This window comes from Pseudonocardia sp. ICBG1034, from assembly GCF_020131375.1.
GTDB classification, from domain to species: domain Bacteria; phylum Actinomycetota; class Actinomycetes; order Mycobacteriales; family Pseudonocardiaceae; genus Pseudonocardia; species Pseudonocardia alni.
Window position 1 is genome coordinate 83,222 of record NZ_JAHLEK010000017.1, and the last position, 24,952, is coordinate 108,173.

General features: G+C 75.2%; 22 protein-coding genes and 1 pseudogene. 10 read left to right on the forward strand and 13 right to left on the reverse strand.

Annotated elements, in window-relative coordinates; all coding sequences use genetic code 11:
• Positions 1 to 25 precede the first annotated feature (25 nt).
• Complete coding sequence (locus KPF22_RS15315; protein WP_073574829.1) at positions 26 to 1,051, forward strand: LLM class flavin-dependent oxidoreductase; 1,026 nt, start codon at positions 26 to 28, stop codon at positions 1,049 to 1,051.
• A gap of 17 nt (positions 1,052 to 1,068) precedes the next feature.
• Here the strand turns inward: KPF22_RS15315 and KPF22_RS15320 are convergent, their stop codons facing one another.
• Positions 1,069 to 2,016 (reverse strand): LysR family transcriptional regulator, encoded by a 948-nt coding sequence (locus KPF22_RS15320; RefSeq protein WP_224402473.1) that lies wholly within the window; start codon positions 2,014 to 2,016, stop codon positions 1,069 to 1,071.
• 73 nt (positions 2,017 to 2,089) lie between these two features.
• Between KPF22_RS15320 and KPF22_RS15325 the strand changes: the two genes are divergently transcribed.
• On the forward strand, positions 2,090 to 3,046 hold the full coding sequence (locus KPF22_RS15325) for a DMT family transporter (RefSeq protein ID WP_208823742.1): 957 nt from the start codon (positions 2,090 to 2,092) through the stop codon (positions 3,044 to 3,046).
• Between the two features lie 9 nt (positions 3,047 to 3,055).
• On the opposite strand, the gene fdhD is transcribed toward KPF22_RS15325, so the two are convergent.
• Positions 3,056 to 3,883: a formate dehydrogenase accessory sulfurtransferase FdhD gene (fdhD, locus tag KPF22_RS15330; protein ID WP_062395101.1), complete on the reverse strand. Its 828-nt coding sequence runs from the start codon at positions 3,881 to 3,883 to the stop codon at positions 3,056 to 3,058.
• Positions 3,884 to 3,972: 89 nt separating this feature from the next.
• Here fdhD and KPF22_RS15335 point away from each other — a divergent pair, with 89 nt between their 5' ends.
• The 4 genes from KPF22_RS15335 (at position 3,973) to KPF22_RS15350 (ending at position 9,786) form a co-directional block, all read left to right on the forward strand.
• Entirely contained in the window at positions 3,973 to 4,722 is a 750-nt protein-coding gene (locus KPF22_RS15335) for a molybdenum cofactor guanylyltransferase (RefSeq protein WP_224402948.1), read from the forward strand.
• A 61-nt stretch (positions 4,723 to 4,783) separates the two neighbouring features.
• On the forward strand, positions 4,784 to 6,709 hold the full coding sequence (locus tag KPF22_RS15340) for a molybdopterin oxidoreductase family protein (protein ID WP_224402474.1): 1,926 nt from the start codon (positions 4,784 to 4,786) through the stop codon (positions 6,707 to 6,709).
• Entirely contained in the window at positions 6,710 to 8,596 is a 1,887-nt protein-coding gene (locus KPF22_RS15345) for an NAD(P)H-dependent oxidoreductase subunit E (protein ID WP_208823735.1), read from the forward strand. It abuts the gene before it with no gap.
• On the forward strand, positions 8,593 to 9,786 hold the full coding sequence (locus KPF22_RS15350; RefSeq protein ID WP_224402475.1) for a 2Fe-2S iron-sulfur cluster-binding protein: 1,194 nt from the start codon (positions 8,593 to 8,595) through the stop codon (positions 9,784 to 9,786). The genes KPF22_RS15345 and KPF22_RS15350 overlap by 4 nt, the downstream gene beginning before the upstream one ends.
• Here the strand turns inward: KPF22_RS15350 and KPF22_RS15355 are convergent.
• Complete coding sequence (locus tag KPF22_RS15355) at positions 9,737 to 10,339, reverse strand: TetR family transcriptional regulator (protein ID WP_062395095.1); 603 nt, start codon at positions 10,337 to 10,339, stop codon at positions 9,737 to 9,739. The genes KPF22_RS15350 and KPF22_RS15355 overlap by 50 nt on opposite strands.
• Positions 10,340 to 10,350: 11 nt before the next feature.
• Positions 10,351 to 10,896, reverse strand: a complete 546-nt coding sequence (locus KPF22_RS15360) for a pyridoxamine 5'-phosphate oxidase family protein (RefSeq protein WP_224402476.1) — start codon at positions 10,894 to 10,896, stop codon at positions 10,351 to 10,353.
• A gap of 105 nt (positions 10,897 to 11,001) precedes the next feature.
• Here KPF22_RS15360 and KPF22_RS15365 point away from each other — a divergent pair, with 105 nt between their 5' ends.
• A complete protein-coding gene (locus KPF22_RS15365; protein WP_224402949.1) occupies positions 11,002 to 11,904 on the forward strand; it encodes an SDR family oxidoreductase in 903 nt (300 codons plus the stop codon).
• A 3-nt stretch (positions 11,905 to 11,907) separates the two neighbouring features.
• On the opposite strand, the gene KPF22_RS15370 is transcribed toward KPF22_RS15365, so the two are convergent.
• The 4 genes from KPF22_RS15370 to KPF22_RS15385 are packed head-to-tail and all read right to left on the reverse strand — an operon-like array spanning position 11,908 to position 16,946.
• Positions 11,908 to 13,173, reverse strand: a complete 1,266-nt coding sequence (locus KPF22_RS15370) for an MFS transporter (protein ID WP_224402477.1) — start codon at positions 13,171 to 13,173, stop codon at positions 11,908 to 11,910.
• Positions 13,174 to 13,202: 29 nt separating this feature from the next.
• Positions 13,203 to 13,838, reverse strand: coding sequence for a methyltransferase (locus KPF22_RS15375; RefSeq protein ID WP_224402478.1), 636 nt, complete (start codon positions 13,836 to 13,838; stop codon positions 13,203 to 13,205).
• Entirely contained in the window at positions 13,831 to 15,363 is a 1,533-nt protein-coding gene (locus KPF22_RS15380; protein ID WP_224402479.1) for an amidohydrolase, read from the reverse strand. Before KPF22_RS15380 ends, KPF22_RS15375 begins: the two co-directional genes overlap by 8 nt.
• Before the next feature lie 5 nt (positions 15,364 to 15,368).
• A complete protein-coding gene (locus KPF22_RS15385) occupies positions 15,369 to 16,946 on the reverse strand; it encodes a phosphatase PAP2 family protein (protein WP_224402480.1) in 1,578 nt (525 codons plus the stop codon).
• Between the two features lie 42 nt (positions 16,947 to 16,988).
• On the opposite strand from KPF22_RS15385, the gene pafA reads away from it, so the two are divergent.
• A complete protein-coding gene (gene pafA, locus KPF22_RS15390; RefSeq protein ID WP_224402481.1) occupies positions 16,989 to 18,350 on the forward strand; it encodes a Pup--protein ligase in 1,362 nt (453 codons plus the stop codon).
• A 42-nt stretch (positions 18,351 to 18,392) separates the two neighbouring features.
• On the opposite strand, the gene glsA (KPF22_RS15395) is transcribed toward pafA, so the two are convergent.
• The 5 genes and pseudogenes from glsA (KPF22_RS15395) to KPF22_RS15415 form a co-directional block, all read right to left on the reverse strand.
• Positions 18,393 to 19,388, reverse strand: coding sequence for a glutaminase A (gene glsA / locus KPF22_RS15395; protein ID WP_224402482.1), 996 nt, complete (start codon positions 19,386 to 19,388; stop codon positions 18,393 to 18,395).
• Between the two features lie 51 nt (positions 19,389 to 19,439).
• On the reverse strand, positions 19,440 to 20,078 hold the full coding sequence (locus tag KPF22_RS15400; RefSeq protein ID WP_224402483.1) for a DUF6226 family protein: 639 nt from the start codon (positions 20,076 to 20,078) through the stop codon (positions 19,440 to 19,442).
• A 91-nt stretch (positions 20,079 to 20,169) separates the two neighbouring features.
• Complete coding sequence (locus tag KPF22_RS15405) at positions 20,170 to 21,258, reverse strand: sugar-transfer associated ATP-grasp domain-containing protein (protein ID WP_305080332.1); 1,089 nt, start codon at positions 21,256 to 21,258, stop codon at positions 20,170 to 20,172.
• A 64-nt stretch (positions 21,259 to 21,322) separates the two neighbouring features.
• Positions 21,323 to 22,371: pseudogene (glsA, locus tag KPF22_RS33630) on the reverse strand (glutaminase A).
• Between the two features lie 64 nt (positions 22,372 to 22,435).
• The gene (locus KPF22_RS15415) at positions 22,436 to 22,675 is read right to left on the reverse strand and encodes a hypothetical protein (protein ID WP_208823721.1); all 240 of its coding nucleotides are present in this window, start codon (positions 22,673 to 22,675) and stop codon (positions 22,436 to 22,438) included.
• A 174-nt stretch (positions 22,676 to 22,849) separates the two neighbouring features.
• Here KPF22_RS15415 and KPF22_RS15420 point away from each other — a divergent pair, with 174 nt between their 5' ends.
• Both KPF22_RS15420 and KPF22_RS15425 read left to right on the forward strand, forming a co-directional pair.
• Positions 22,850 to 23,842, forward strand: a complete 993-nt coding sequence (locus KPF22_RS15420; RefSeq protein ID WP_224402484.1) for a YafY family protein — start codon at positions 22,850 to 22,852, stop codon at positions 23,840 to 23,842.
• The gene (locus tag KPF22_RS15425) at positions 23,839 to 24,870 is read left to right on the forward strand and encodes a YafY family protein (protein WP_062395072.1); all 1,032 of its coding nucleotides are present in this window, start codon (positions 23,839 to 23,841) and stop codon (positions 24,868 to 24,870) included. Before KPF22_RS15420 ends, KPF22_RS15425 begins: the two co-directional genes overlap by 4 nt.
• The last annotated feature ends 82 nt before the right edge of the window (positions 24,871 to 24,952 follow it).

Genomic DNA, 24,952 nt, shown 5'->3' on the forward strand with positions numbered 1-24,952 from the left:
AGAATCAACCATATTGGGGGAGCGGATGAGCGACATCGTCTTCGGCATGGACACCTTCGGCGACGTGCCGGTGGGCGACGACGGCACGCCGCTGTCGCACCCGCAGGCCATCCGCCAGGTCGTCGACGAGGTGGTGCTGGCCGACGGGGCCGGCGTCGACGTCGTCGCGCTGGGGGAGCACCACCGCCCCGAGTACGCCATCACCACCCCGGAGACGGTGCTCGCCGGGATCGCGACCCGCACCTCCCGGATCCGGCTGTCCTCCGGCGTCACCGTGCTCAGCTCGGACGACCCGGTGCGGGTGTACCAGCGCTTCGCCACCCTCGACGCGCTGTCCGACGGCCGTGCCGAGGTCATCGTGGGCCGCGGCTCGTTCACCGAGTCCTTCCCGCTGTTCGGCTACTCCATGAACGACTACGAGCAGCTGTTCGAGGAGAAGTTGGAGCTGTTCGTGCAGCTCCTCGACGAGAAGCCGGTGACCTGGCGGGGCGCCACCCGCGCCGCGCTCGACGGCGTCGAGGTCTTCCCGACGACCGGCCGCCGGCTGCCCGTGTGGGTCGGTGTCGGCGGCTCGCCGGAGTCGGTGGTCCGCACCGCCCGCCACGACCTGGGCCTGATGCTCGCCATCATCGGGGGCCCGGCCGGACGCTTCGCGCCCTACGTCGACCTCTACCACCGCGCCGTCGAGCAGTTCGGGCACGCGGCGAAGCCGGTGGGCATGCACTCGCCGGGCTTCGTCGCCGACACCGACGAGGAGGCGAAGGAGATCTTCTTCGCCCCGTACAAGGCGCAGATGGACCGGATCGGCGCCCAGCGCGGCTGGCCGCCGCTGGACCGCGCCCGGTTCGAGGCCGAGGTCTCCGGCGGAGCGCTGCACGTCGGGTCCCCCGAGACGGTGGCCCGCCGCATCGCCGACTCGATCCGCTCGCTGGGCGCCCAGCGCTTCGACCTGATCTACACCGTCGGACCGCAGCCGGTGTCGGCCCGGCTGCGCGCGGTCGAGCTGTACGGGACCCGGGTCATCCCGATGGTGCGCGACATGCTCGCCTGAGCGGCTGCGGCCCGGGGTCAGGCGGGGATGATGCGGGCCGCCGCAGCGCGCAGGCCGTCGACCAGGGCGCGCAGGGCGGGGAGGTCGGCGTCGGACCCGCGGGTGGCCAGGACCAGTGAGCGGCCCGCCGCAGGCCGGCAGGGCAGCAGGCGCACTCCGTCGTCGGCGGTGACCGGGACCGGGCCGGTGCCGCCGGGGACCGCGGACCCCGCCACCGCCATGCCCGGGACCAGCGCGATCGCGAGCCGCGCGCGGACCAGCGCCAGCTGGGTGGCGAAGTCGCCGACCCGGTAGCGGATGTCCGGCTCGGTCCCGACGCCGCGCAGCAGCTGCAGCAGCGCCTCGTAGGGCTCGGTGCCGACCGGGCCGGAGGTCCACACCCGACCGGCCAGGGTGCGCAGCGGCACCGGGTCGGGCCCGGTGAGCGGGTCGTCGGCGGGGACGGCGAGCATCGCGGGCTCGGTGGCCAGCGCGGTCACCCGGATCCCCGCGGGCAGCCGGGCCGGACGCTGGGTCCAGCTCTCCATGAGCACCGCGTCCAGGTCGCGCGACTGCAGCGCGGGCAGCAGGTCGACGACCTCGCCGTCGTCGACGGTGGGGACCAGCCGGGGGTGCGCGGCGGCCAACCCGTCGATGACCTCGGGCAGCAGGGTCCGCAGGGCGCTCGCGACCGAGCCGATCCGCAGGGGTCCGGCGGCGTCGTCGTGCAGGGCGGCGAGGTCGCGCTCGGCGCCGGCGACGGTCGCCGCCGCGGTGGCCGCGTGCCCGGCCAGCACGTGCCCGGCCGCGGTGAGCCGGATGCCCCGCCCGGCCGGCTCGACGAGCCGGGTGCCGGTCTCGCGTTCGAGCTTGCGCAGCTGCTGGGTCACCGCGGGCCCGGTGATGTGCAGCGCGGCCGCGGCGGCGCCGACCGAACCGTGCTCGGCGACGGCGTCGAACACCCGCAGCCGGTCCCAGGAGATCACACAGCACAGCTTATCGGTACCGGGTAGGAACAATCATTGGAGCTTCGCGGTGTCGGCGGGGATCGTGGATCACGTGAACGCACGCACCACCCCCGATCCGCACTCCGCACTCCTTCTCGTCGCCGGCGCCTCGGTCCTGGCCTGGACCGGCATCCTCGTCGCGCTCGCGGGCGCCGACCCGGCGACGGCGTCGGTCTGGCGGTGTGTGCTCGCCCTGGTCGTGCTGGGGCCGTGGGCACTGGCCGAGTACCGCCGCGCCGGTGGCCTCCCACCGGCGACGGTCGGCTGGTCCCTGCTGTCCGGGGTGTTCCTGGGTGCGGACTTCCTGCTGTGGACCCGCGCGGTGCTCGACGCGGGCGCCGGGATCGCGAACGTGGTGCTCAACATCCAGGTGCTGGCGCTGCCGCTGATCGCCTGGGTCGTCGCGGGGGAGCGGGTCCCGCGCCGGCTGGTGTACGCGGCGCCGCTGCTGCTGGGCGGCATCGCGCTGGCCGGCGGGGTGCTCGGCGCCGGGGTCGGCGGACCGGAGCCGGTGCGCGGCGCGGTGCTCGGCACCCTCGCCGGGATCGCCTACGCCGGGTTCCTGCACCTGAACCGCTCGGTGTCGCGGGGCCGTCCGCGTCACCTGGTGACCCCGGTCGCGCTGGCGACCGTCGGGGCCGGGGTGACCTGCGGGATCGTCGGCGTCGCCGGCGGCGGGATCGCGGTCGCCCTGCCCGCGACGACCTGGGCCTGGCTGATCGTGCTGGCCCTGGCCGGGCAGGTGGTGTCCTGGGTGCTGATCGGGCGCGGCTCGGCCGGGCTGGCGCCGGGCACCGCGGGGGCGCTGCTGCTGGTGCACCCGGTGCTGTCGGTGGTGCTCGGCATGCTGGTGCTCGGGGAGACCCTGACCGCGTGGCAGGTCGCGGGCTGCGCGCTGGTCGTCGCCACCGTCGCCGCGCTGGTCGGTCCGGCCGGGACCACGGGGCGGCTGCGCCGGGTGGTGGACCGCCACGAACGGGCCTGGGCCACGCTCACCCCGCGGGCCTGACCCGCGTGGTCAGAGCTCGATGCGCTCGGCCCCGGTGTAGACGTTGCCGGTCCGCCCGCGCAGGAACCCGACCAGGGTCATCCCGGACTCCTCGGCCAGCTCGACGGCCAGCGACGACGGCGCCGACACCGCCGCGAGCATCGGCACCCCGGCCATCACGGCCTTCTGCACCAGCTCGAACGACGCCCGCCCCGACACCATCAGCACGGTGCCGGTGGCGGGCACCCGGCCGTCCATCACCATCCGGCCCAGCACCTTGTCCACCGCGTTGTGCCGGCCCACGTCCTCCCGGGCGGCGAGCAGGCCGCCGTCGGCGTCGAACAGGGCGGCGGCGTGCAGCCCGCCGGTGGAGCCGAACACCTTCTGGTGCTCGCGCAGCCGGTCGGGCAGCTCCAGCAGCAGCTCCCGGCCGATCCGCAGCGGGTCCGCGGCCGGGGAGTGGCGGGTCTTGAGCTTCACCGCGTCCAGCGAGGCCTTCCCGCACACCCCGCACGACGAGGTGGTGTAGAAGTTCCGCTCCACCGACGCGTCCGGCGGGGCGACGCCCTCGGCCAGGTCGACGTCGAGCACGTTGTAGGTGTTGCGGCCCTGCTCGTCGACGGAGTTGCAGTAGCGGGCCCCGGCCAGGTCCAGCCCGGAGCCGATCACACCCTCGGTCAGCAGGAACCCGTGCGCGAGCTCCACGTCGTGGCCGGGGGTGCGCATCGTCACCGACAGCGCCTTCCCCCCGACGCGCAGCTCCAGCGGCTCCTCGGCCACGAGGGTGTCCGGCCGCGAGCGGGTGCTGCCGTCCGCGTTCAGGTGCAGCACCGGTCGCCGCACGGTGAGCCGTCCCATTCCGATCCCCTCCCGCTGTCGACCCCCAGGGTAGGAGGAGGATCGGCCGCGTGCGCGGGTACGGGGGTCGGCGGCCGGGGGCGGGGATCGTGCCGGCGGGCGGTGCGTCCTCACGGATGGGGACGGCGAAGGCGTCGCTGGACTGGCACGGGGCGGCGCTGCTGACCCGCACCGTCGCCGTCCTGGGCCGGGCGGTGGACGGGCCGCTGGTCGTGGTGCGTGCCGCCGGGCAGGAGCTGCCGGAGCTGCCGCCGGGCACCGAGGTCGTCGACGACCCGGTCCCCGGGCTCGGCCCGCTGCCCGCGATCGGCGCCGGGCTGGCCGCCGTCGCGGGCCGGGCGCAGGCGGCGTTCGTCGCGTCGGTCGACCTGCCGCTGCTGCACCCCGCCTTCGCCGCCCGCGTGCTGGACCTGCGCGGGGAGCACGACGTCGCGCTGCCCGAGGCGTTCGGGCACCACCAGCCGCTCGCCGCCGCCTACGCCACCGCGCTCGCCCCCGTGATCGACGGGCTGACCGCGGCCGGGCAGGGCCGCCCGCCGTCGCTGTTCGACCGGGTCGCGGTGCGCCGGATCGGCGAGCAGACCCTGCGCAGCGACCCGGTGCTGGCCCGCCTCGACCCGGACCTGGCGTCGCTGACCAACGTCAACACCCCCGCCGAGCTGGCCGCGGCCCGGGCCCGTCCGCTGCCCGCGGTGCGCCTGCACGACGGGGGGCGCGTCCGCACCGTCCGCGCCCGTACGGCGGGGGAGCTGGGTCGCCCGGTGGCCGTCGCGGGCGGGACGGCGCCGCTGCCGCCGTGGTTCCCGCTGGTGACCGGCGACGAGCTCGAAGGGGTGTGACGCGGGTCTCGACCTTGCTACGGTGCGGGAGCCGAGGGAACCACCACGCCGGAGGCCGACGATGACCGCCACCCGCCCGCAGGGATCGCGCCGGGGCTTCCGGCCCCGCCACGTCCGCCTCACCGAGCCGCTGGTCCGCGAGAACGGGGTGCTGCGCCCGGCGTCCTGGGACGAGGCCCTGGACCGCGCCGCGGCCGGGTTCGCCGCCGTCCCGGGGGACCGCTTCGGCATGTTCAGCTGCTCCAAGGCGACCAACGAGATGAACTACGTCGCCCAGAAGTTCGCCCGGGCGGTGATGGGCAGCAACAACGTCGACAGCTGCAACCGCACTTGACACGCTCCCAGCGTCGTCGGTCTGACGGCAGTGTTCGGTGCCGGCGGCGGCACCTCCGCCTACGTCGAGGCGGAGAACGCCGACCTCCTCGTCCTGTGGGGCAGTAACGCCCGCGAGACGCACCCGATCTTCTTCCACCACGTGCTGCAGGGGATCCGCAAGGGCGCCCGGATGTTCTCGGTCGACCCGCGCCACACCTCCACCGCGCACTGGGCGGACTCCTGGCTCGGGCTCGACGTGGGCACCGACATCGCGCTGGCCAACGCGGTCGGCCGCGAGATCATCCACGCCGGGCTGGTGAACCACGCGTTCGTCGAGCGCTCCACCACCGGCTTCGAGGACTACCGGGCCGCGGTGGAGCCGTACACGCTGGAGCGCGCCGAGGAGATCACCGGGGTCCCGGCGTCGTCGATCCGGGAGCTGGCGCACGCCTACGGCCGCGCCGACCGCGCCCAGATCTGCTGGACCCTGGGCATCACCGAGCACCACAACGCCGCCGACTACGTCTTCGCCCTGATCAACCTCGCGCTGCTGACCGGGCACGTCGGCCGCTACGGCTCCGGGCTGGTGCCGCTGCGCGGGCAGAACAACGTGCAGGGCGGCGGCGACATGGGCGCCATCCCGGCCAAGCTGCCCGGCGGCTACGACGTCGGCGACGCCGAGGCCCACGCCCGTTTCCACGCCGTCTACGGCGGCGTCGAGTTCCCCGACCGTCCCGGTCGGCACCTGTCGCAGATGTTCGAGGCGATGGAGGCCGGGCAGATGAGCGCGCTGTACTGCATCGGGGAGAACCCGGCCGAGTCCGAGGCCGACGCGACCCACGCCCGGCACCTGCTGTCCTCCCTCGACCACCTCGTCGTCCAGGACATCTTCCGCACCGCCACGGCCGAGCTCGCCGACGTCGTGCTGCCCGCCGCCGCGGACTGGTGCGAGTACGAGGGCACCGTCACCAACTCCGAGCGCCGCGTCCAGCGGGTCCGCAAGGCCCTCGACCCGCCGGGCCTGGCCCGCCCCGACACCCACATCATCTGCGGCGTCGCGCAGCGGCTCGGGCACGACTGGGGCGAGCCGACCGCCGAGCAGGTGTGGGACGAGTTGCGCTCGGTGTCGCTGAACTGGCACCACGGCATGAGCTACGACCGCCTCGACGCGCTCGGCGGCATCCAGTGGCCCTGCCCCGCCGAGGACCACCCGGGCACCCCGCTGATGCACACCCGGCTGTGGTCCGACGACCCGGACGAGCGCGGCGCGCCGGCGCCGTTCACCCCGGTCGAACACGTCCCGCCGGCCGACGAGCTCACCGAGGAGTACCCGATCCGGCTCACCACGGTGCGGTTGCTCGACGCCTACAACTCCGGGGTGCAGACCGGCGGCTACGCCTCGCCGCTGCGCCGCCGCGAGTCGCTGCGCATCGACGCGGCCGACGCCGCCGCGCTCGGCGTCACCGACGGCGACCGGGTGCGGGTCACCAGCCGTCGCGGCAGTGTCGAGGCGCCGGTGTGGGTCGACCCGTCGCTGCGGCCGGGGCTGGCGTCGTTCACCCCGCACTTCACCGAGCAGGTCGACGTCAACGCGCTCACCAACGACGCCTGGGACCCCAAGTCGGGCACCTCGGAGTTCAAGGCGACCGCGGTGCGGATCGAGAGGCTGTGAATGGATCTCCACATCTCCACCGCCGCACCGACCGCGGCCGAACGGGACACGATCGACGCCGCGTTCGCACTGCTCGCCCCCACCGCCGCGGACGCCACCGCCGGGGACCGGCCGACCCGGTCGGCGCACGCCGGGCACGCCGCCCGCTCGCGGCGCCACCTGCTGCTGCCGCTGCTGCACGCGGTGCACGACGCGGCGGGCTGGCTGTCGGAGGGGTCGCTGAACCACGTCGCGCGGACGCTGCAGGTCCCGCCGGCCGAGGTGTACGGCGTCGCCACGTTCTACGCGATGTTCTCGGTGGAGCCGCGCGCGCCGCGGGTGGTGCACGTCTGCGACGACGTGGCGTGCGGCCCGTCCGGCGGCGAGGAGATCGTCGCGGCACTGGAGCGCGACCTCGACGGCGGGCGCGCCTGCGTGGTGCGCAGCCCCTGCCTGGGACTGTGCGAGCGGGCGCCCGCGGTGCTGCACCAGCGCGCGGGCGAGCCCGACCTGTCACAGGCCCCCGCGACCCCGCAGGCCGTCCTCACCGCGGCGCACGCGCCCGCCGACCCGGCCGGGGAGCAGGCGGCCGAGGCCGACCGGGCCTTCGCCGACACCACCGTCTCGGCCCCGCAGACCCGGACCGGGGAGCACCTGCGGCTGCTGCGCCGGGTCGGCGTCGTCGACCCCACCTCGCTCGACGACTACCGCGCCCGCGGCGGCTACGCGGCCCTGCGCCGCGCGGTCCGCCTCGGCGCCTCCCGGGTGATCGCCGAGCTCAAGGACGCCTCGCTCACCGGGCGCGGCGGCGCCGCGTTCCCCACCGGCGTCAAGTGGGAGGGTGTGGCGCAGTCCCCGGAGCGCCCGCACCACCTCGTCTGCAACGCCGACGAGTCCGAGCCGGGCACCTTCAAGGACCGGGTGCTCATGGAGGGCGACCCGTTCGGCCTGGTCGAGGCCATGACCATCGCCGGCTACGTCACCGGCGCCACCGTCGGGCACCTCTACATCCGCGGCGAGTACCCGCTGGCCACCCGCCGGCTGCAGGACGCGATCGCCGCGGCCCGGGCGCGCGGCCACCTCGGCGACGACGTGATGGGGGAGGGCTTCGCCTTCGACATCGACCTGCGCCGCGGGGCGGGCGCCTACATCTGCGGTGAGGAGACCGCGCTGCTGGAGTCGATCGAGGGCTACCGGGGCGAGCCGCGGAACAAGCCGCCGTTCCCGGCGACCTCCGGGCTGTTCGGGAAGCCGACCGCGATCAACAACGTCGAGACCCTCTACAACGTGCTGGAGGTGCTGAACATCGGCGGCGGGGCGTTCGCCGCGGTCGGCGGGGGCCGGTCCACCGGGTCGAAGCTGTTCTGCGTGTCCGGTGCCGTCGGTGCCCCCGGGGTGTACGAGGTCGACTTCGGCACCACCCTGCGCGAGCTGCTCGACCTCGCCGGGGGCACCCGCGGCACGCTGCGCACCGTGCTGCTGGGCGGCGCCGCGGGCGGGTTCGTCCTCCCGCAGGACCTCGACGTGCCCCTCACCCTGGAGGGGGCCCGCGACATCGGCGCCACCCTCGGGTCCGGCGTCGTGCTCGTGCTCGACGACCGTGCCGACCTCACCGCCACCCTCCGCCGGATCGCGGCCTTCTTCCGCGACGAGTCCTGCGGGCAGTGCGTGCCCTGCCGGGTCGGGACGGTGCGCCAGGAGGAGGCACTGGCCCGGCTGGAACGCGGTGCCCCGCTCGGGTCCCGGGAGACCGAGCTGGCCCTGCTCGACGACCTCGCCCGGGTCATGCGCGACGCGTCGATCTGCGGGCTCGGGCAGACCGCGCCGTCGGCCGTCGCCTCGGCACTCGACCTGGGGCTGATCGCGGCGCCGTCGCACTCGTCGAACGGACACGGGGGGCGTCGATGACCAGGACCGGCGGGAAGGGCCCGATGGGGCCGGGCGGCGGCTCGCGCGCGCCCCGGGCCGGGGAGGTCGACGGCGCGCCCGAGGCGGACGCCTCGTCCGGCGACGGCACCCCCGGCGACGGGCCCGGCGCGGGGGAGGGCGTCGCCGCCCTGCACCGCACGAACGGGGCCGGCGCGGTCGGCGTGACCGTCGCCGACCCGGCGGGCTCCGGTCCCGGACCGGCCGAACGGCTCGCCGGCGGCCCGGTGATGCTCGGCGCGATCCGGCGCACCGTCACCGTCTCCCTGGACGGCACCGAGGTCCGGGTCCCGGAGGACGCGACGATCCTCGACGCCCTGCACCGCGAGGGCTCGCCCGCCCAGGCCGACACCCCCACCCTGTGCTGGGCGCCGAACATGGACCCGGTGAACGCCTGCCGGGTCTGCGTGGTCGAGGTCGAGGGCTCCCGCGCGCTGGTGCCCTCCTGCGCGCGGCGCTGCGAGGACGGCATGGAGGTGCGGACCGACACCGACAAGGTCCGGCACAGCCGCCGGATGGTCCTCGAACTGCTGGCGTCCTCGGTGGACATGACCCAGGCGAGCGCCGACGTGGCGCGCTGGATGACCGACTACGGCGTCGACCCCGACCGCTACGGCCCACCCGCCCCGCCGGCCGCGGCGGGGGAGCGCGACCGCCGCCACGCCGGTCACCACCCGGCCCCCGACGGCGCGACCCGGGCCACCGTCGCCCAGCCCGTGAAGATCGACAACGAGCTCTACGTGCGGGACTACTCGCGGTGCATCATGTGCTACAAGTGCGTCAACGCCTGCGGGACCGACGCCCAGTTCACGTTCGCGATCGCCGCCGCGGGACGCGGGTTCGACGCCCGCATCGCCACCGAGCACGACGTCGAGCTGCCCGGCTCGGCCTGCGTCTACTGCGGCAACTGCATCGGGGTCTGCCCGACCGGGGCGCTGAAGTCCGTCGCCGAGCACGACCGCCGCGAGGCCGGCGACTGGCACCCCGACGAGGAGACCGTCACGACGACGATCTGCTCGTTCTGCGGGGTCGGCTGCAACCTGGAGCTGCACGTGCAGCGGGGCGAGATCGTCAACGTCACCAGCCCGGCGGACCACTCGGTCACTCACGGGCACCTGTGCATCAAGGGCCGGTTCGGGTTCCGGCACGTGCAGAACCTGCCGGAGGCGTGAGCACCGCGGCCACGAACCGGGTCAGCTCGCGCTCCACGTGCTCGGCCACCGGCAGCCGGGGGTCGAAGCTCCACCACAGCAGGGTGCCCTGCCAGTGGGTCGCCAGCAGCGCGCCGGCGCCGTCCGGGGCGCCCGGGGTGCCGGCCAGGCACGCGTCGAGGACGTCGGTGAGCGCCTGCCGCCAGGCGGCGCCCCGCCGCCGGACGTCGGGGTCGAGGAGGTCCTCGCGCAGGACCAGCAGTGCGTCGGCGTAGCTGTCGATCCCGCCGTACTGCCCCGACAGCCCGACCAGGAACGCGACGGCGCCCTCCGGCGTGCGCTCCGCCTCGGCGCCGCTCCCGGCGGTCTCGCGGTCGAGCCGGTCCCACGCGTGCAGCAGGGTCCGGCGCAGCAGGTCGGACTTGCCGCCGAAGCGCTGCACGAGCGTGGCCGGGGCCAGACCGCTCGCCCCGGCCAGCGCGGCGAAGGTGAGCGCCTGCGGCCCGCGGGCGTGCAGCACGTCGAGGGCGGCGTCGAGGACGTCCGCGTCGGGGACCTGCTTGCGACGGGGCACGGCTCACCCTCTCAGGCGGGCGGCGCCGTCGGCGCCGCGGACCCGGCGAGGCCGGCCGGGTCGGGGCTGTAGGCGACCATCCAGGTCGGCTCGATCCGGTAGAAGACGACCTCGTCCCAGACGAACCCCTCCGGTCCGTAGCAGCGCTGCAGGTGGTCGAGGGCCGCGGGCCACCGGGGGTGCGCGGGCGCGCCGGCCGGGTTGAGCGGGTGCGCGGTCCCGTGCGTGAAGATCCCGAGGTCGTCGCCGCGCAGGTGGGCGGCGCTCACCGCGGGGCGGTCCGCGAGGTGACGTGCCTTCACGGCGCCGGGGTCGGTGCCGACGACCCACGCGCCGTGCAGGAAGTGTCCGTCCACACCACTGACCCGGGGCTGTCCGCGCCGCGTGGTGGTGGCCAGCGCCAGGGTGCAGATGCCGGTGGCGACCCGGACGAGCTGCGCGGCGGTCAGCGTCCGTTCCCCGGGGGTGACGATGCTGCGCAGGTGGTCCCCGGCTCCGGAGACGGAGGCGTCCAGCAGTCGCTGGAGGTCGGTGAGCTCGGTGGTCGTCTCGAACATGCCGGTGGTCGGTCCCCTCGTCGGCTCGGGTCGGCTCCGACGAACATAACCGAATGCTCGTTTACAAACAACTCGGTCCCTGGCAGGCTGCCCGGTGTGACGGACCTGAGGGACAGGGTGGCGCTGGTGGCGGGCGCGACGCGCGGCGCCGGGCGGGGGATCGCGGTCGAGCTGGGCGCGGCCGGCGCGGTCGTGTACTGCACCGGCCGCAGTACCCGCGCGGCCCGGTCGGAGTACGACCGGCCGGAGACGATCGAGGACACCGCCGACCTCGTCACCGCCGCGGGCGGCACCGGCATCGCCGTGCCCACCGACCACCTCGACCCCGACGCCGTCGCGGCGCTGGTGGCGCGGGTCGAGCGCGACCACGGCCGGCTCGACGTGCTGGTCAACGACATCTGGGGCGGCGAGATGATGGTCGAGTGGGACGTCCCGGTCTGGGAGCACGACCTGGACAACGGGCTCCGTACGCTGCGCCTGGCGGTCGAGACCCACCTCGTCACCGCCCACCACGCCCTGGGGCTGCTCTCCCGCACGCCCGGCGGCCTCGTCGTCGAGGTCACCGACGGCACCGACGCCTACAACGCCGAGCACTACCGGCTCAACGTCTTCTACGACCTGGCCAAGATCGCGCCCATCCGGCTGGCCCGGTCCTGGGCGCACGAGCTGCGCGGGCACGGCGGGACCGCGGTCGCGGTCACCCCGGGCTGGCTGCGCTCGGAGATCATGCTGGAGCAGTTCGGGGTCACCGCCGACACCTGGCGCGACGCGTGCGTGACCGAGCCGCACTTCGCGATCTCGGAGAGCCCGCGGTTCGTCGGCCGCGGGATCGCCGCGCTGGCCGCCGACCCCGACCGGCACCGCTGGAACGGCCGCTCCACCTCATCGGGCGAGCTCGGGCGGGTCTACGGGGTCGACGACGTCGACGGGTCCCGGCCCGACGCCTGGCGCTACGTCACCGAGGTCCAGGACGCGGGACTGCCCGCCGACACGACCGGCTACCGGTGAGGCTCACACGGACGCGCGCGCGTCGCGCCGCCGGATGACCAGCAGCGCCGCCAGCGCCAGCAGCGCGAGCACCGCGGCCGCGACGCAGAACGCGATCCCCGCGGTCCGCAGCCCCCACGCCTGGCTCGACGCCCCCAGCCCGACGACCGGCAGCGAGATCGCCACGTAGACCACCACGAAGTACGACGACGTCGTCCCCGCCCGCTGGTGGGCCTCCACCCGCGCGTTCACCGCGGCCAGGCCCTTGGAGAACGTCATTCCCTGACCAACCCCGGCGACCACCGCGCCGGCCACCAGCTCGGCCATCGACCCCTGCGCCACCGACAGTGCGACGAGCGCGAGACCGGCCGCCAGCAGCACACAGCCCAGGGCGAGGATCCGCTCGGTGGGCGCGGTGCGGACCGCGAGCTGTGCGAGCACCGAGGCGCCCAGCAGCAGCAGCGACATCGCCCCGGCGACGGCATGGTTCGGGATCCCGATCAGGTCCGACACGATGCGCGGGGACAGCGCGGTGAACAGGCCCAGCACCGCGAACCCGGCGAACCCGGCCGTCGCCGCCGGCACGAACACGGCGCGCACCGCGGGCGGCACCTCGGGGACCTGCGGCCGCAGGGCCGGGTGCGCGGGCCGGTCGGTCACCGTCTCCGGGGCGCCCAGCACGAGGAGCCCGCACAGCGCGACGGCGACCGCGTGCACCGCGAAGGACAGGTGCAGCGGCGCGGGCAGGTACTCCACGGCCACCCCGGCGAGCGCGGCGCCCAGCCCGAGCCCGCCGATGTTCGCGACGGTCGCGACCGCGGCCCCGCGTTCGCGCCACGACTCCGGTGCGGCCTCGATGACCGCGGCGGTCGCCGCCCCCGCGAAGATCCCGGCGGAGAACCCGGACAGCAGCCGCCCCACCAGCAGCACCCACACCGGACCCGCGACCAGGAACACCAGGCTCGACGCCAGCGACAGCGCCACACCGGCCAGCAGCACCGGTCGCCGCCCCAGCTGGTCCGACCACCGGCCGGTGACCAGCAGCGCGGCGAGCACACCGACCGCGTAGAGCGCGAAGACCACGGTCTGGACGGTGGGGGAGAACCCGAGCTCGCGCTGGTAGAGCGCGTACATCGGGGTCGGCATCGTCGCCCCGAGCATGACCACGGCGAACGTCACGGCCAGGCCGGCGAAGGCGGCGGCCCGAGGCAGGCGGAGGATGGCGGAACCCCTTCCGGTGGACGTTGCGCGGTGCACCGCCATGATCGCAGCCGGTCGGTGCGACGGCATCCGCACCTTGGCCGCCCCCGGCCGGACGGTCAGGGACGGCGCAGGACGTGCAGGTCCACCCCGCCCGGCAGCCTGCGGGATGTGACCGTCCAGGTCTCCCGGGCCGCGTCGAGCCAGCGGGGCGCCTCGGGCCGCCCCGGGTCGGCCAGCCACACCTGCCCGTCCGGGCCGGTCACCTGCGGCAGCAGCGCGGTGAGCGCGTCCGCGGCGGCCGCACCGTAGAGCACGTCGGCGGCCAGGACCAGGTCCCAGCCGCGGCCGGTCAGGGCGTCGCCGGAGCCGTCGAACGCGGCGACCGCCGTCGCGACCCGCAGCCCCGCGCGGCGCGCGGTCGCCGCCACCCAGCCCGGTGCGGCGGGCGAGCGGTCGGTCGCGAGCACCGGGTGCGCCCCGGCCCGGGCGGCCACCAGCGACGGCAGACCCAGCTCGCAGCCCAGCTCCAGCACCGAGCGTCCGGCCAGCAGGTCGGGACCGGCGTCGTCCAGCGCCGCCGCCAGCGCCCGCCCGGACGGCCACAGCCGCGCCCAGTGCGGCGGGTGCAGCTCCTCCACGCCCTCGTCGACGGCGACCGGGTCGAACGCGACGGCGTCCGGGTCGGCGGGACGCAGCAGGTCCAGCGGCCCGCCCGGGAGCCGAACCCGCTCGTGCGCCCCCGGGTCAGACACCGGCGCGGTGGGTGAACCGGCCGCCGACGAGCGTCGCCGCGACCGGCATGGCCCGCAGCGTCGCCGGGTCGCAGGTGGTCGGGTCGGCGTCGGTCAGTACGAGGTCGGCGGGCGCGCCCACGGCGACCGCGGCGGCCGAGCCGTCGACCACCCCGAACGACGCACCGAGCGCGGTCGCGCGGTCGATCTCCTGCTCGGGGTGCCAGCGGTCCCGGTCGTCGGCGGTGCGGTGCACGGCCGCGGCGAGCGCGATCCACGGGTCCAGCGGCGCCACCGGGGCGTCGGAGCCGAGCGCGAGGCGGGCTCCGGCACGGTGCAGCGTCGCGAACGCGAACGCCCGGCCGGTGCGGCCCGCCCAGAGCCGGTCGGCGACGTCGCGGTCGTCGAGGGCGTGCTCGGGCTGCACGCTCGCGACCAGGCCGAGCCCGGCGAAGCGGGGCACGTCGTCGGCGGTGAGCAGCTGGGCGTGCTCGACCCGCCCACGGGCGCCGGTCTCGGCGAACGCGTCGAGGACCAGGGTGTTGGCGTGGTCGCCGATGGCGTGCAGGGCCGCGGTGAGGCCGGCCGCGTGCGCCCGGGCCAGCAGCGGCCGCAGCTGTGCCGGCGGGACGAGCAGCAGCCCGCACGGGTGCTCCAGGGGGTTCTCCGCCGGCGCGGGGTAGGGGTCGTAGCAGTAGGCGGTGCGGGTGTTGAGCGACCCGTCGGTGATCACCTTCAGCGGGCCCGCGGTCAGCAGGCCCCCGGTGCCCTCGACGACGTCGCCGCTGCGCAGCCCGGAGGCCAGGGCGTCGTCGAGGCGGTCGGGCCACACCGACGCCTCGACCCGCAGCCCGGTCGTGCCGCCGGCGATCCGGCGCCGCCAGTCCGGCAGCGACCACGGAGCCTCGAAGTCGACGACGCCGACCACCCCGCGCGCCGAGGCCGCGGCGACGGCGTCGGCGACGAACCCGTCGAGGGCCTCGGTCGGTGCGTCCTGGAGCGCCGGGGAGACGACGGCGAAGAACTCCGACTCCCGGATCCGGCCGGTCGGGTGCCCGCCGTGCCCGAAGCGGGCCAGCGCGGCGCCGTTGAGCCACCCCTGGTGCAGGTCCCCGGACACCAGCACGACCGGGGTGTCACCGGTGACCGCGTCGAGCAGCGAACGGTGCGCCTCGTCGGGCCACAGCGCGTCGCGGAACCCGAACCCGACCAGCACCTCACCGGCGGCGGGCGGTGCGGTCGCCATCCGGGCCGCGACGAGTGCCGCGGCGCCGGCGGCCGAGCGGGCACCGGACACGTCGAGCCTGCGGCGGGCCAGCGCCCACTGGGCCATGTGCACGTGGTGGTCCCACAGCCCGGGGAGCAGCGCCCGCCCGTCGCACGCGACGACCTCGGCGCCGCCCGGGTCGAGCCCGGCGCCCACGGCGCGCACCCGGCCCCCGGCCACGAGCACGTCGACGGGGTCGCCCAGGCCGTCGCAGCCGGGCCGCAGCGGCCGCACCGACCGCAGCAGCACGGTGTCCGTCGGCAGGGTGTCCGTCGGCACGCCGCTCATCCCTGGAACGGGCGGTCCCGCCCGGTCCAGCGGTCCTCGTCGCGGCGGTAGACCGGGATCGGCTTCTCGGCGACCCGGAAGGTGTAGCGCCCGGCCTCCTCGACGACCTCGCCGTCGGTGGCCAGCATGCTCGGCTCCAGCAGCTCGACGTCGAGGCTGGGCACCTCCCGCTGGTGGTAGACCCGGCTGTGCCCCAGTGCCCCCAGGATCAGCGCGAGGACGACCCGCAGCCGGGAGAACCGCACGTCGGCGCGCAGCCAGCGGACGTCGAGCAGGCCCGAGTCCAGCGTCGGACGCCAGGCGGGCACCGCGCCGCGCGGGTGGTACGGGCCGTTGCCCACGAACAGGAACCAGACCTTGTACCAGCGGTCCCCGATCCGGACCGAGATCTTCTCCGAGCGCTGCAGCACCGTGATCAGTGCCGCGGCGAACGCCGGCCACTTGCCGTAGCGCGGCTGCCACTGCTCGCGCAGCCGCACGAGCTCCGGGTAGGAGCCGATCGAGGCGGTGTTGATGAAGTAGCGGGTGCGGGTGACCGAGACGTCCTCGGGGTCGTCCAGGCGGCCCGGATGGGCCTCGACCAGTGCCAGGTCGACCGCGACGGCCTCGCCGGCCTGGGTGGCGTCGACGGCCTCCTGGGTGTCGTAGACACCGACGTCGCGGGCGAAGTGGTTCAGGGTCCCGCCGGGCACCACGACCAGCGGCAGACCGTGCCGGTCCGCGACCGCGGCGGCGGTGGCGACGGTGCCGTCCCCGCCCGCGACGCCGACCGCCTGCACCCAGGAGCCGAGCCGGTCCAGGGCGTCGGTCAGCATGTCCTCGACCTTCACCCCGTCACCGACGACGAGGTGGTGCGCGGCGGGCAGCCGCTCGCGGACCTCCTCGGACACGTCCTGGTCGGGCGGCCCGGAGAACGGGTTCGAGACGATGACCAGGCCCTCGCCCTGCGGCAGGACCGGGACGGTGTCGATCGGGCGGGCGCGGGCCTCGTCGCTGGGACGCACCGGCCACCAGCGGTTCGTCAGCTTCGCCACGCCGGTGCCGATCGCTGCCCCGACGAGCACGTCGGAGGTCCAGTGCACGCCCACGTGCACCCTCGACCAGCCCACCAGCGCCGCCAGCGGCACCACGACCGGTGCGGCCCGGCGGTTCTCCATCACCACCGCGGTCGCGAACGCCGCGGCCGAGGCGGCGTGCCCCGACGGGAACGACGACGACGACGGCGGGTCGGCCACCGTCCGGTAGACGGGCAGCTCCGCCGCGGCCGGCCGCCGGCGCGGCAGCAACGGCTTGAGCAGCGCGTTCGCGGTGAGGCTGGTCAGCGCGATGGAGGCGATCCCGCGCATCGCCGCCTTGCGCCCGGCGCCGCGGCGCACCGCCATCAGCGCCGCGATGGTGAACCACAGCACGCTGTGGTCGGCGGTGCGGGTGAGCCGGCGCAGCGAGGTGTCCACCCGGCTCGGTGGACGGCTCGCGATGAACTCGGTCACCGCCCGGTCGGCCCGGGAGACCGAGTCCACCCCGCGGTCCAGACGACGGGACCTGCGGGCGACGCGTTCGAACCATCCACTCACAGTCGTGACAGTAGAGGGGGTCGGGCGCCTACCCTGAACGGCATGCAGCGTCGGATCTTCGGGGTCGAGACGGAGTTCGGTGTCACGTGCACCTTCCACGGGCAGCGCCGACTGTCCCCGGACGAGGTGGCGCGCTACCTCTTCCGCCGGGTGGTGTCGTGGGGCCGGTCCTCCAACGTCTTCCTCCGCAACGGTGCCCGTCTCTACCTCGACGTCGGGTCGCACCCCGAGTACGCCACGGCGGAGTGCGACTCGCTGACCCAGCTCGTGTCGCACGACAAGGCCGGTGAACGGATCCTCGAGGACCTCCTCGTCGACGCCGAGCGACGCCTGGTCGACGAGGGCATCGGCGGGGACATCTACCTGTTCAAGAACAACACCGACTCCGCGGGGAACTCCTACGGCTGCCACGAGAACTACCTCGTCGCGCGGCAGGGCGAGTTCTCCCGGATCGCCGACGTGCTCCTGCCGTTCCTGGTCACCCGCCAGCTCATCTGCGGGGCCGGGAAGGTCCTGCAGACCCCGCGCGGCGCCGTGTACTGCCTGTCCCAGCGGGCCGAGCACATCTGGGAGGGCGTCTCCTCGGCGACGACCCGGTCCCGGCCGATCATCAACACCCGCGACGAGCCGCACGCCGACGCCGAGCGCTACCGGCGGCTGCACGTGATCGTCGGCGACTCGAACATGTCCGAGGTGACGACCCTGCTCAAGGTCGGATCGGCCACCCTGGTGCTGGAGATGATCGAGGCCGGCGTCCAGTTCCGGGACTTCACCCTGGACAACCCGATCCGCGCGATCCGCGAGATCAGCCACGACCTCACCGGGCGCCGCCCGGTGCGGATGGCCGGCGGCCGGGAGGCCTCCGCGCTGGACATCCAGCGCGAGTACCACGCCCGCGCCGTGGAGTACCTGGAGGCGACCGGGCACCCGGACCCGGCGATGGCGCGCGTGGTCGAGCTCTGGGGCCGCACCCTCGACGCCGTCGAGTCCCAGGACCTGTCGATGATCGACCGGGAGATCGACTGGGCGATCAAGCACCGGCTGGTGGAGCGCTACCGGGCCAAGCACGACCTGGAGCTGTCCAGCGCCCGCGTCGCCCAGCTGGACCTGGCCTACCACGACGTCCGCCGCGGTCGCGGCCTGTTCGACATGCTGCAGCGCAAGGCGCTGGTCGACCGGGTCACCGACGACGGCGAGATCGAGGCGGCCAAGGACACCCCGCCGCAGTCGACCCGGGCCAAGCTGCGCGGGGACTTCATCGCCGCCGCACAGGCGGCCGGACGGGACTTCACCGTCGACTGGGTGCACCTGAAGCTGAACGACCAGGCCCAGCGCACCGTGCTGTGCAAGGACCCGTTCCGCGCCGTCGACGAGCGGGTGGACCGCCTGATCGCCTCGCTCTGACCGCGGCCCCGGGGTGGGTGGACACCCACCCCGGGGTACGGCTCAGTCGGGCTGGGCGATCCGGCCGAACCGCGACTCCTGCGGGTCGGCGAACACGTGCAGCCCGAACCGCGACGACAGCTCCCGGCAGACCGCGACGCCGCGCACCGAGTTGCCGTGCCGGTCCAGGCCGGGGGAGTACACGCCGAGCCCGAACCAGCGCGGCAGCACCCCCATGATCCCGCCGGACACCCCGCTCTTGGCCGGGATGCCGACGTCGTGCGCCCACTCGCCGGCGGCGTCGTACATGCCGCACATGCTCATCACGCTGACCACGGTGCGCAGGTGCTCGCTCGGCAGTGCGCGCTCGCCGGTCAGCGGGTTGACCCCGCCGTGGGCCAGGGTGGCGCCCATCACCGACAGCTCCGGCGCGGTCACCGTGATCGAGCAGGCGGCGAGGTAGACGTAGAGGGTGTCGTCGATGTCGCCGTGCAGCATGCCCAGGCTGCGCATCAGGTAGCAGAGCCCGAGGTTGCGGTCGTTGGAGACCAGCTGCTCGTCCAGCACGTCCTGGTCGATCTCCAGCGACGGGTTGCCGGTGAACAGCCGGTTGCGCTCCAGCAGCCGCCCCGCCCGCTCCTCCTTCGTGGCGCCCTGCACCAGGTTCGCCGCGACCAGCGCCCCGGCGTTGATCATCGGGTTGAACGGGCGGTTGCCCGCCTGGTCGAAGGTGATCGAGTTGAACGGGTCCCCGGACGGCTCGACCCCCACCCGGCGCAGCGTCTCGGTCAGCCCGTTGTCCTCCAGGGCGACGCCGTAGGTGAAGACCTTGGAGATCGAGTGCAGCGGGAAGCGGACGTCGCAGTCGCCGACCTGCCACTGCGTGCCGTCGACGTTCGTGCCGGCCAGGCCGAACTCCTCGGCGCGGGCCTCCATCTCCGGCGGGTAGTAGCTGACGACCTCCTCGCCGGGCAGCAGGATGCCGCTGCCGGCGGTGCAGGTGCTGCGGAGGTCCTCGAACTGCTGCTGGACCAGTTCGCGTTCGGCCTGCGCGACCATCGGTGTCCCTTTCGTCGGGGGTGTCCGGACGCACCGTAGCGAGCGCGCGGCTCAGGCGTGGCGCAGCGGCCAGGGCGCCCACACGACCGGATCGTCACCCGGGCCCGCGCACGCGGTCGCCCCACGGCCGTCGGACGTGGTGCCGGCGACGGTCTCCCCGGACGACGACCTGCCGCGGTGCGGTCCGAGCGCGTGCCCGACCCACGTGACGCCGTCGCGACGGGTGCACCACTCCCGGAACGTCCCGGCGACGACCGCCGCGACGGTGTGCTCGAGCTCGTCGGCGACCTGCTCCCAGGTGTCGTCGCAGGCGTCGCACCCGCACGGCGGCAGGTGCGCGGACAGCAGGTGCCCGGCCCGGACCACGACGCCCGGGAAGCCCGTCCGGACCAGCGTCACCGTGGCCGCGTCCGGGGCGCGCGGGCGCAGCGTCGTCACCCGGACCGCGACCGGGGTTTCCCGGGCGGGGTCGTCCTCGTGCTCGACATCGACGTCGTAGCGGGCGGCCAGGTGCGCGACGACGGCGTCGGCGACGGTGTGCAGCGGCCGGAACCGCTCGGAGTGGGTCACCACCGAGTAGCTGTCCTCCGGCGGGCCGTCCGGACCCCAGCGGCTCCCGTACGGGACGACCGCGCCGGTGGCGTCGTGGAACACGGCGGCCGGCACGTCCGGTCGCCGGTAGGTGTCCATGCCCCGCAGGGTGCCGGACCCCGCGGGCCGGGCGCACCCGGAATCCCCGGGCCCGGCTCGGCGACGCCACCGGGGCGTCCGGTCACCGGACCTACGGCCCGGGCCGCCGCGGGGCCGGGATCCGGGCCGCGGGTCGCCACAGCCGCTCCCAGCCCATGTCCGCGAAGCAGGGACCCTGGGTGGCCTCGGAGAACTTGATGTCGTTGTGCCCGGCGTTCCACTCCAGTACGACGGGCCGCTCGTCGGCGTCGACGGCCAGGTCCCACCCGACGCAGCGCGCGAACGGCATCCCCCGGTGCAGCTGCAGCACCGCGGCGACGCACCCGTCGAAGCCCGGCACGGTGGTCCCCGTGAACCCCGCGCCGGAGTCGGGGTGGGCGTCGACGCGCGTCCAGCGCGGGGTCAGGCCGTGGTCGGCGAGCCGGCCGGTCGTGGTGTCCACGGCGACGCGCACGTGGCTGGCGGAGCGCACGTGGGTGTCGGCGGCGCGCCCGAACCGCAGGTAGGCGGCCCGGACCGAGGCGGCGCCGTCGTCGGTCACGACGGTGGTGACCCGCATCGTCGCCACCGAGCCCGGGGTGAACCCCGCGAGCAGCGGGTGCTGGTCGACCCAGCTCTGGAACACCCCCGACGGCAGCCCGCCGAGCTCGGCGGGGTCGAACCCCGACCGGTGCAGCACCCGCACCCCGGCGCCCTGGATCGAGTCGTCGGACTTGAACACCGCCCGGTCGGAGCCGGCGAACAGCACCGACGCGAGCCCGGCGCGGTCGAGGTGGCGCAGGTCGCGGTCGTAGAGGCCGCCGTTGACCCAGTAGGCGACGTCGGCGATGAGGTCGGACTGCAGCAGCCGCCGCGACAGCGGCTTGAGCTTCGAGACCTCGCCGTAGGGCCCCTGCACGGCGGGGAGCACGACCCGGCCGTAGTAGTTGTCGGGGATCCAGCCCTCCCGGAACCCCCCGGCCACCGCGGCGTAGACCCGCAGCCAGGGGGCGTAGCCGCGCCACCCCAGCACGTCGCCGGCCCAGGCGTCGCACGCCCGGGTCGTCGCCGGGTCGGACGGACCGCGCTCGGCCTCGATCGCGGCGAGGAGCGCCGCAGCCTCCCCGCGGTGGCGGCGGTGGAACCGGATGGCCCCGGCCCGGCGCAGCGCCCGGTCCGCGACGACGTCCAACGTGGCCATGCGTGCCCTGCTCCCGGTGTCGACGACGATGTCCCGCAGAGGACTCGTCCGCCGCGCCGGATCGTTAGAGCCCGTCGGGCAGCCAGCCGTCGCCGGAGGGGTACATCTCGGTCGCCTCCTCCCGCCGGCCCGGGCGCACGATCCGGCCCAGCCGCGACTCCGACGGGTCGGCGAACACGTGCAGCCCGAACCGGTCGGACAGCTCGCGGCACACCGCGACCCCGCGCACCGAGTTGCCGTGCCGGTCCAGCCCGGGGGAGTAGACGCCGACCCCGATCGCGTCCGGGATCGCCGCCAGGATCGCCCCGGACACGCTCGACTTGGCCGGGATCCCGACCTCGTAGGCCCACTGCCCGGCGGCGTCGTACATGCCGCACATGCTCATCACGCTGAGCACGTCACGGGTGTAGGTCCGGGGCAGCGCAGGCACCCCGGTGAACGGGTTCGCCCCGCCCCGGGCCAGGGTCGCCGCCATCGTCGACAGCTCCGCGGCGGTGACGGTCACCGAGCAGGCCGCCAGGTAGACGTACAGGTTGTCCTCGATGTTGCCGTGCAGCACCCCAGGCTGCGCATCAGGTACGACAGCGCGACGTTGCGGTCGTTGGAGACCAGCTGCTCGGCCAGGACGTCGTCGTCGACGGCCAGGTCGGGGTTGCCCGCGTAGATCCGCAGCCGGGTCAGCAGCCGCTCGACCTTCTCCTCCTTGGTGGCGCCGTGCACCAGGTTCACCGCGACCAGCGCCCCCGCGTTGATCATCGGGTTGAACGGGCGGTGGTTGACCTCGTCGAAGCTGATCGAGTTGAACGGGTCGCCGGAGGGCTCGACCCCGACCCGCAGCAGGACCTCCTCACGGCCGTTGTCCTCCAGCGCCAGGCCGTAGGTGAACACCTTGGAGATCGAGTGCAGCGGGAAGCGGACCCCGGCGTCGCCGACCTCCCACTGGGTGCCCTCGATGTCGGTGGCGGCCAGCCCGAACAGCTGCGCCTGCCCGGCCATCGACGGCGGGTAGTACGCGACGACCCGCCCGTCGGGCACCCCGCCGGGGCTCCCGACCGCACGGTGCAGCTCCTCGAGCTGCCGCTGCACGATCGCGCGCTCGGTCTGCTGCTCCATCGGCGCCCCTCCTCGCGGACCGGTCCGTCCGGTGCGGAGCGCAAACTAGATCACCGCTGCCGGGTCACTCGATCCCGGGCATGATCCGGCGGCGCAGCTCGGCCAGCTCGTCCTGTACCTCCGGGTCGGCCGGACCCGCCTTCTCCGGCGCCGGGGCGACCCCCATCGACCGCAGCAGCCCGGTCGCGGCCGCGGCCGGGTCCCCGGTCTCGCCGAGCACCGGGTGCAGACCCTGGTCGGCCAGGTGGTGGAACACCAGGTTCACCACGGTCCACGGGTTGAACGTCTCCTGCTCACCGGACATGCGCCACCTCCACGTGCCGGTACGGCCGCGGCGCCGCACCCGGGGTCGAGCCTTTTCCGTACACGCGCCGCCGTCAACGACCCTGTCGCAGGATGAGACACCCCGGCGCGGTCCCGGGTGCCCGCGGCCCGGGGCGCCCGATCCGTCCCGTCCGGCCTGGCTACGATGCCCGTCGTGTCCTCCGCCCGCGCCGAGCGACTGGTCAACCTGGTGCTCTGCCTGATGTCGACGCGCCAGTACCTGTCCGCGGAGCGGATCCGGTCGATCGTCCCCGGCTACGCCGACGGCGCCGGCGACGAGGCGTTCTTCCGGATGTTCGAGCGGGACAAGGCGGAGCTGCGTGAGCTGGGCGTGCCGCTGGAGACCGGCCACAACTCGGTGTTCGACACCGTCGAGGGCTACCGGATCGCCCGGGCCGACTACGAGCTCGGCGAGATCCACCTCGACCCGGACGAGGCGACCGTCGTCGCGCTGGCCGGGAACCTGTGGGACTCCCCGGAGCTGGCCGGCGCCGCGCACGGGGCGCTGGTGAAGCTGCGCGCCGCGGGCGTCGAGGTCGCCGAGACCCCGGCCGCGGCGATCCGGCCGGGCGCCGCCGCGGGTGAGCCGGCCCTCGCGCCGCTGCTGGGCGCGGTGCGCACCGGCCGCGTGGTCACCTTCCACCACCGCCGCGGCGGCCCCACCGGGGAGCTGGTGCGGCGGACCGTCGAGCCCTGGGGCGTGGTGTCGTTCCGGGGCCGCTGGTACCTGGTGGGCCACGACCGCGACCGCGACGACGTGCGCTGTTTCCGGCTCTCCCGCGTCGAGGGCCCGGTGCGTGCCGTCGGACCGGAGGGCGCGGTCACCGTGCCCGACGGTGTCGACCTGCGGGCGCTGGTGCGTGCCTCGGCGGGCCCGCAGCCGGTGTCGGGCACCGCACGGGTCTGGGTCGCGGCGGGACGCGCGGCCGGGCTGCGCCGCACCGGCCGCGAGCGCGGGCCACGCGAGCACGCCGGACGGCCGGGCGTGGAGATCGAGCTGGACCTGCGCGACCGGGGCACCGTCGCGCGGTGGCTGGCCGGGCACGGCCCGGACGTCGCCGTCCTCGACCCGCCGGAGCTGGCCCGCGCGGTCCGCGAGCTGTGGGAGGCCGCGCTCGGTGCCGGTGCCCTCGGGACCCGCACGTGAGCCGCCAGGGCGTCGCCCAGCGCCTGCCCCGGCTGCTGTCGCTGGTGCCCTACCTGCGGGCGCACCCCGGGGTGCCGGTCGCCGAGGCCGCCGCGGACTTCGGCGTCGACGAGCGGCAGCTGCGCAAGGACCTGGAGCTGCTGTGGATGTGCGGGCTGCCCGGCTACGGGCCGGGTGACCTGGTCGACCTGTCCTTCGCCGGGGACACCGTCGACGTCGTCTTCGACGCCGGGCTGACCCGGCCGCTGCGCCTGACCACCACCGAGGCGACCGCGCTGCTCGTCGCGCTGCGGATGCTGCACCAGACCGCCGGGGTCGTCGACTCCGACGCCGTCGGGCGGGCCATCGCGAAGGTCGAGGCCGCGGTGGGGGAGGCTGCCGGTCCGGGCGGTCTGGTCACCGTCGAGTCCGGGATCGGCGAGCGCGACACCACCGCCGTCGTGCGCCGGGCGCTCGACCGCGGGCGCGCGCTGCGCATCGTCTACTTCACCGCGGGCCGTGACGCGGTCTCCCGCCGCGACGTCGACCCCATGCGGCTGGTCGTCAGCGGCGGGCGCGGCTACCTGGAGGCGTGGTGCCGCCGCGCCGAGGACGTGCGGATGTTCCGCCTGGACCGGGTGGAGCAGGCCGAGGAGCTCGACGAACCGGCCCGCGCCCATCCCGAGGCCCGGCCCGTCGACGTCTCGCACGGGCTGTTCAGCCCGCGCGCCGAGCACCGGTACGCGGTCCTGGAGCTCGACCCGGACGCGCACTGGGTCGCCGAGTACTACCCGGTCGACGAGGTACGCACCGGCGCCGGTGAGCTGGTCGAGGGCGACCCGCCGCCCGGCGCGCCGGACCCGGTGCCCGCCGCGGCGGGCGGCGACGACCGGCTGCGGGTGCTGCTCCGCTTCGCCGACGACGACTGGCTGGTCCGCCTCGTGCTGGGGCTCGGTGGCGCGGCCCGCATCGTCGAGCCCCCGGAGCTGGCGACGGCGGTGCGCGAACGGGCCCGTGAGGCCCTCCGGATCGCCGACGCATCACCCTGAGTCACCCCGACTGCCCCGCGAGGGGGAATGCGACAGGATGACGACGACGGGATGAACACCGGGTGACCGGAGCCACGTCCCG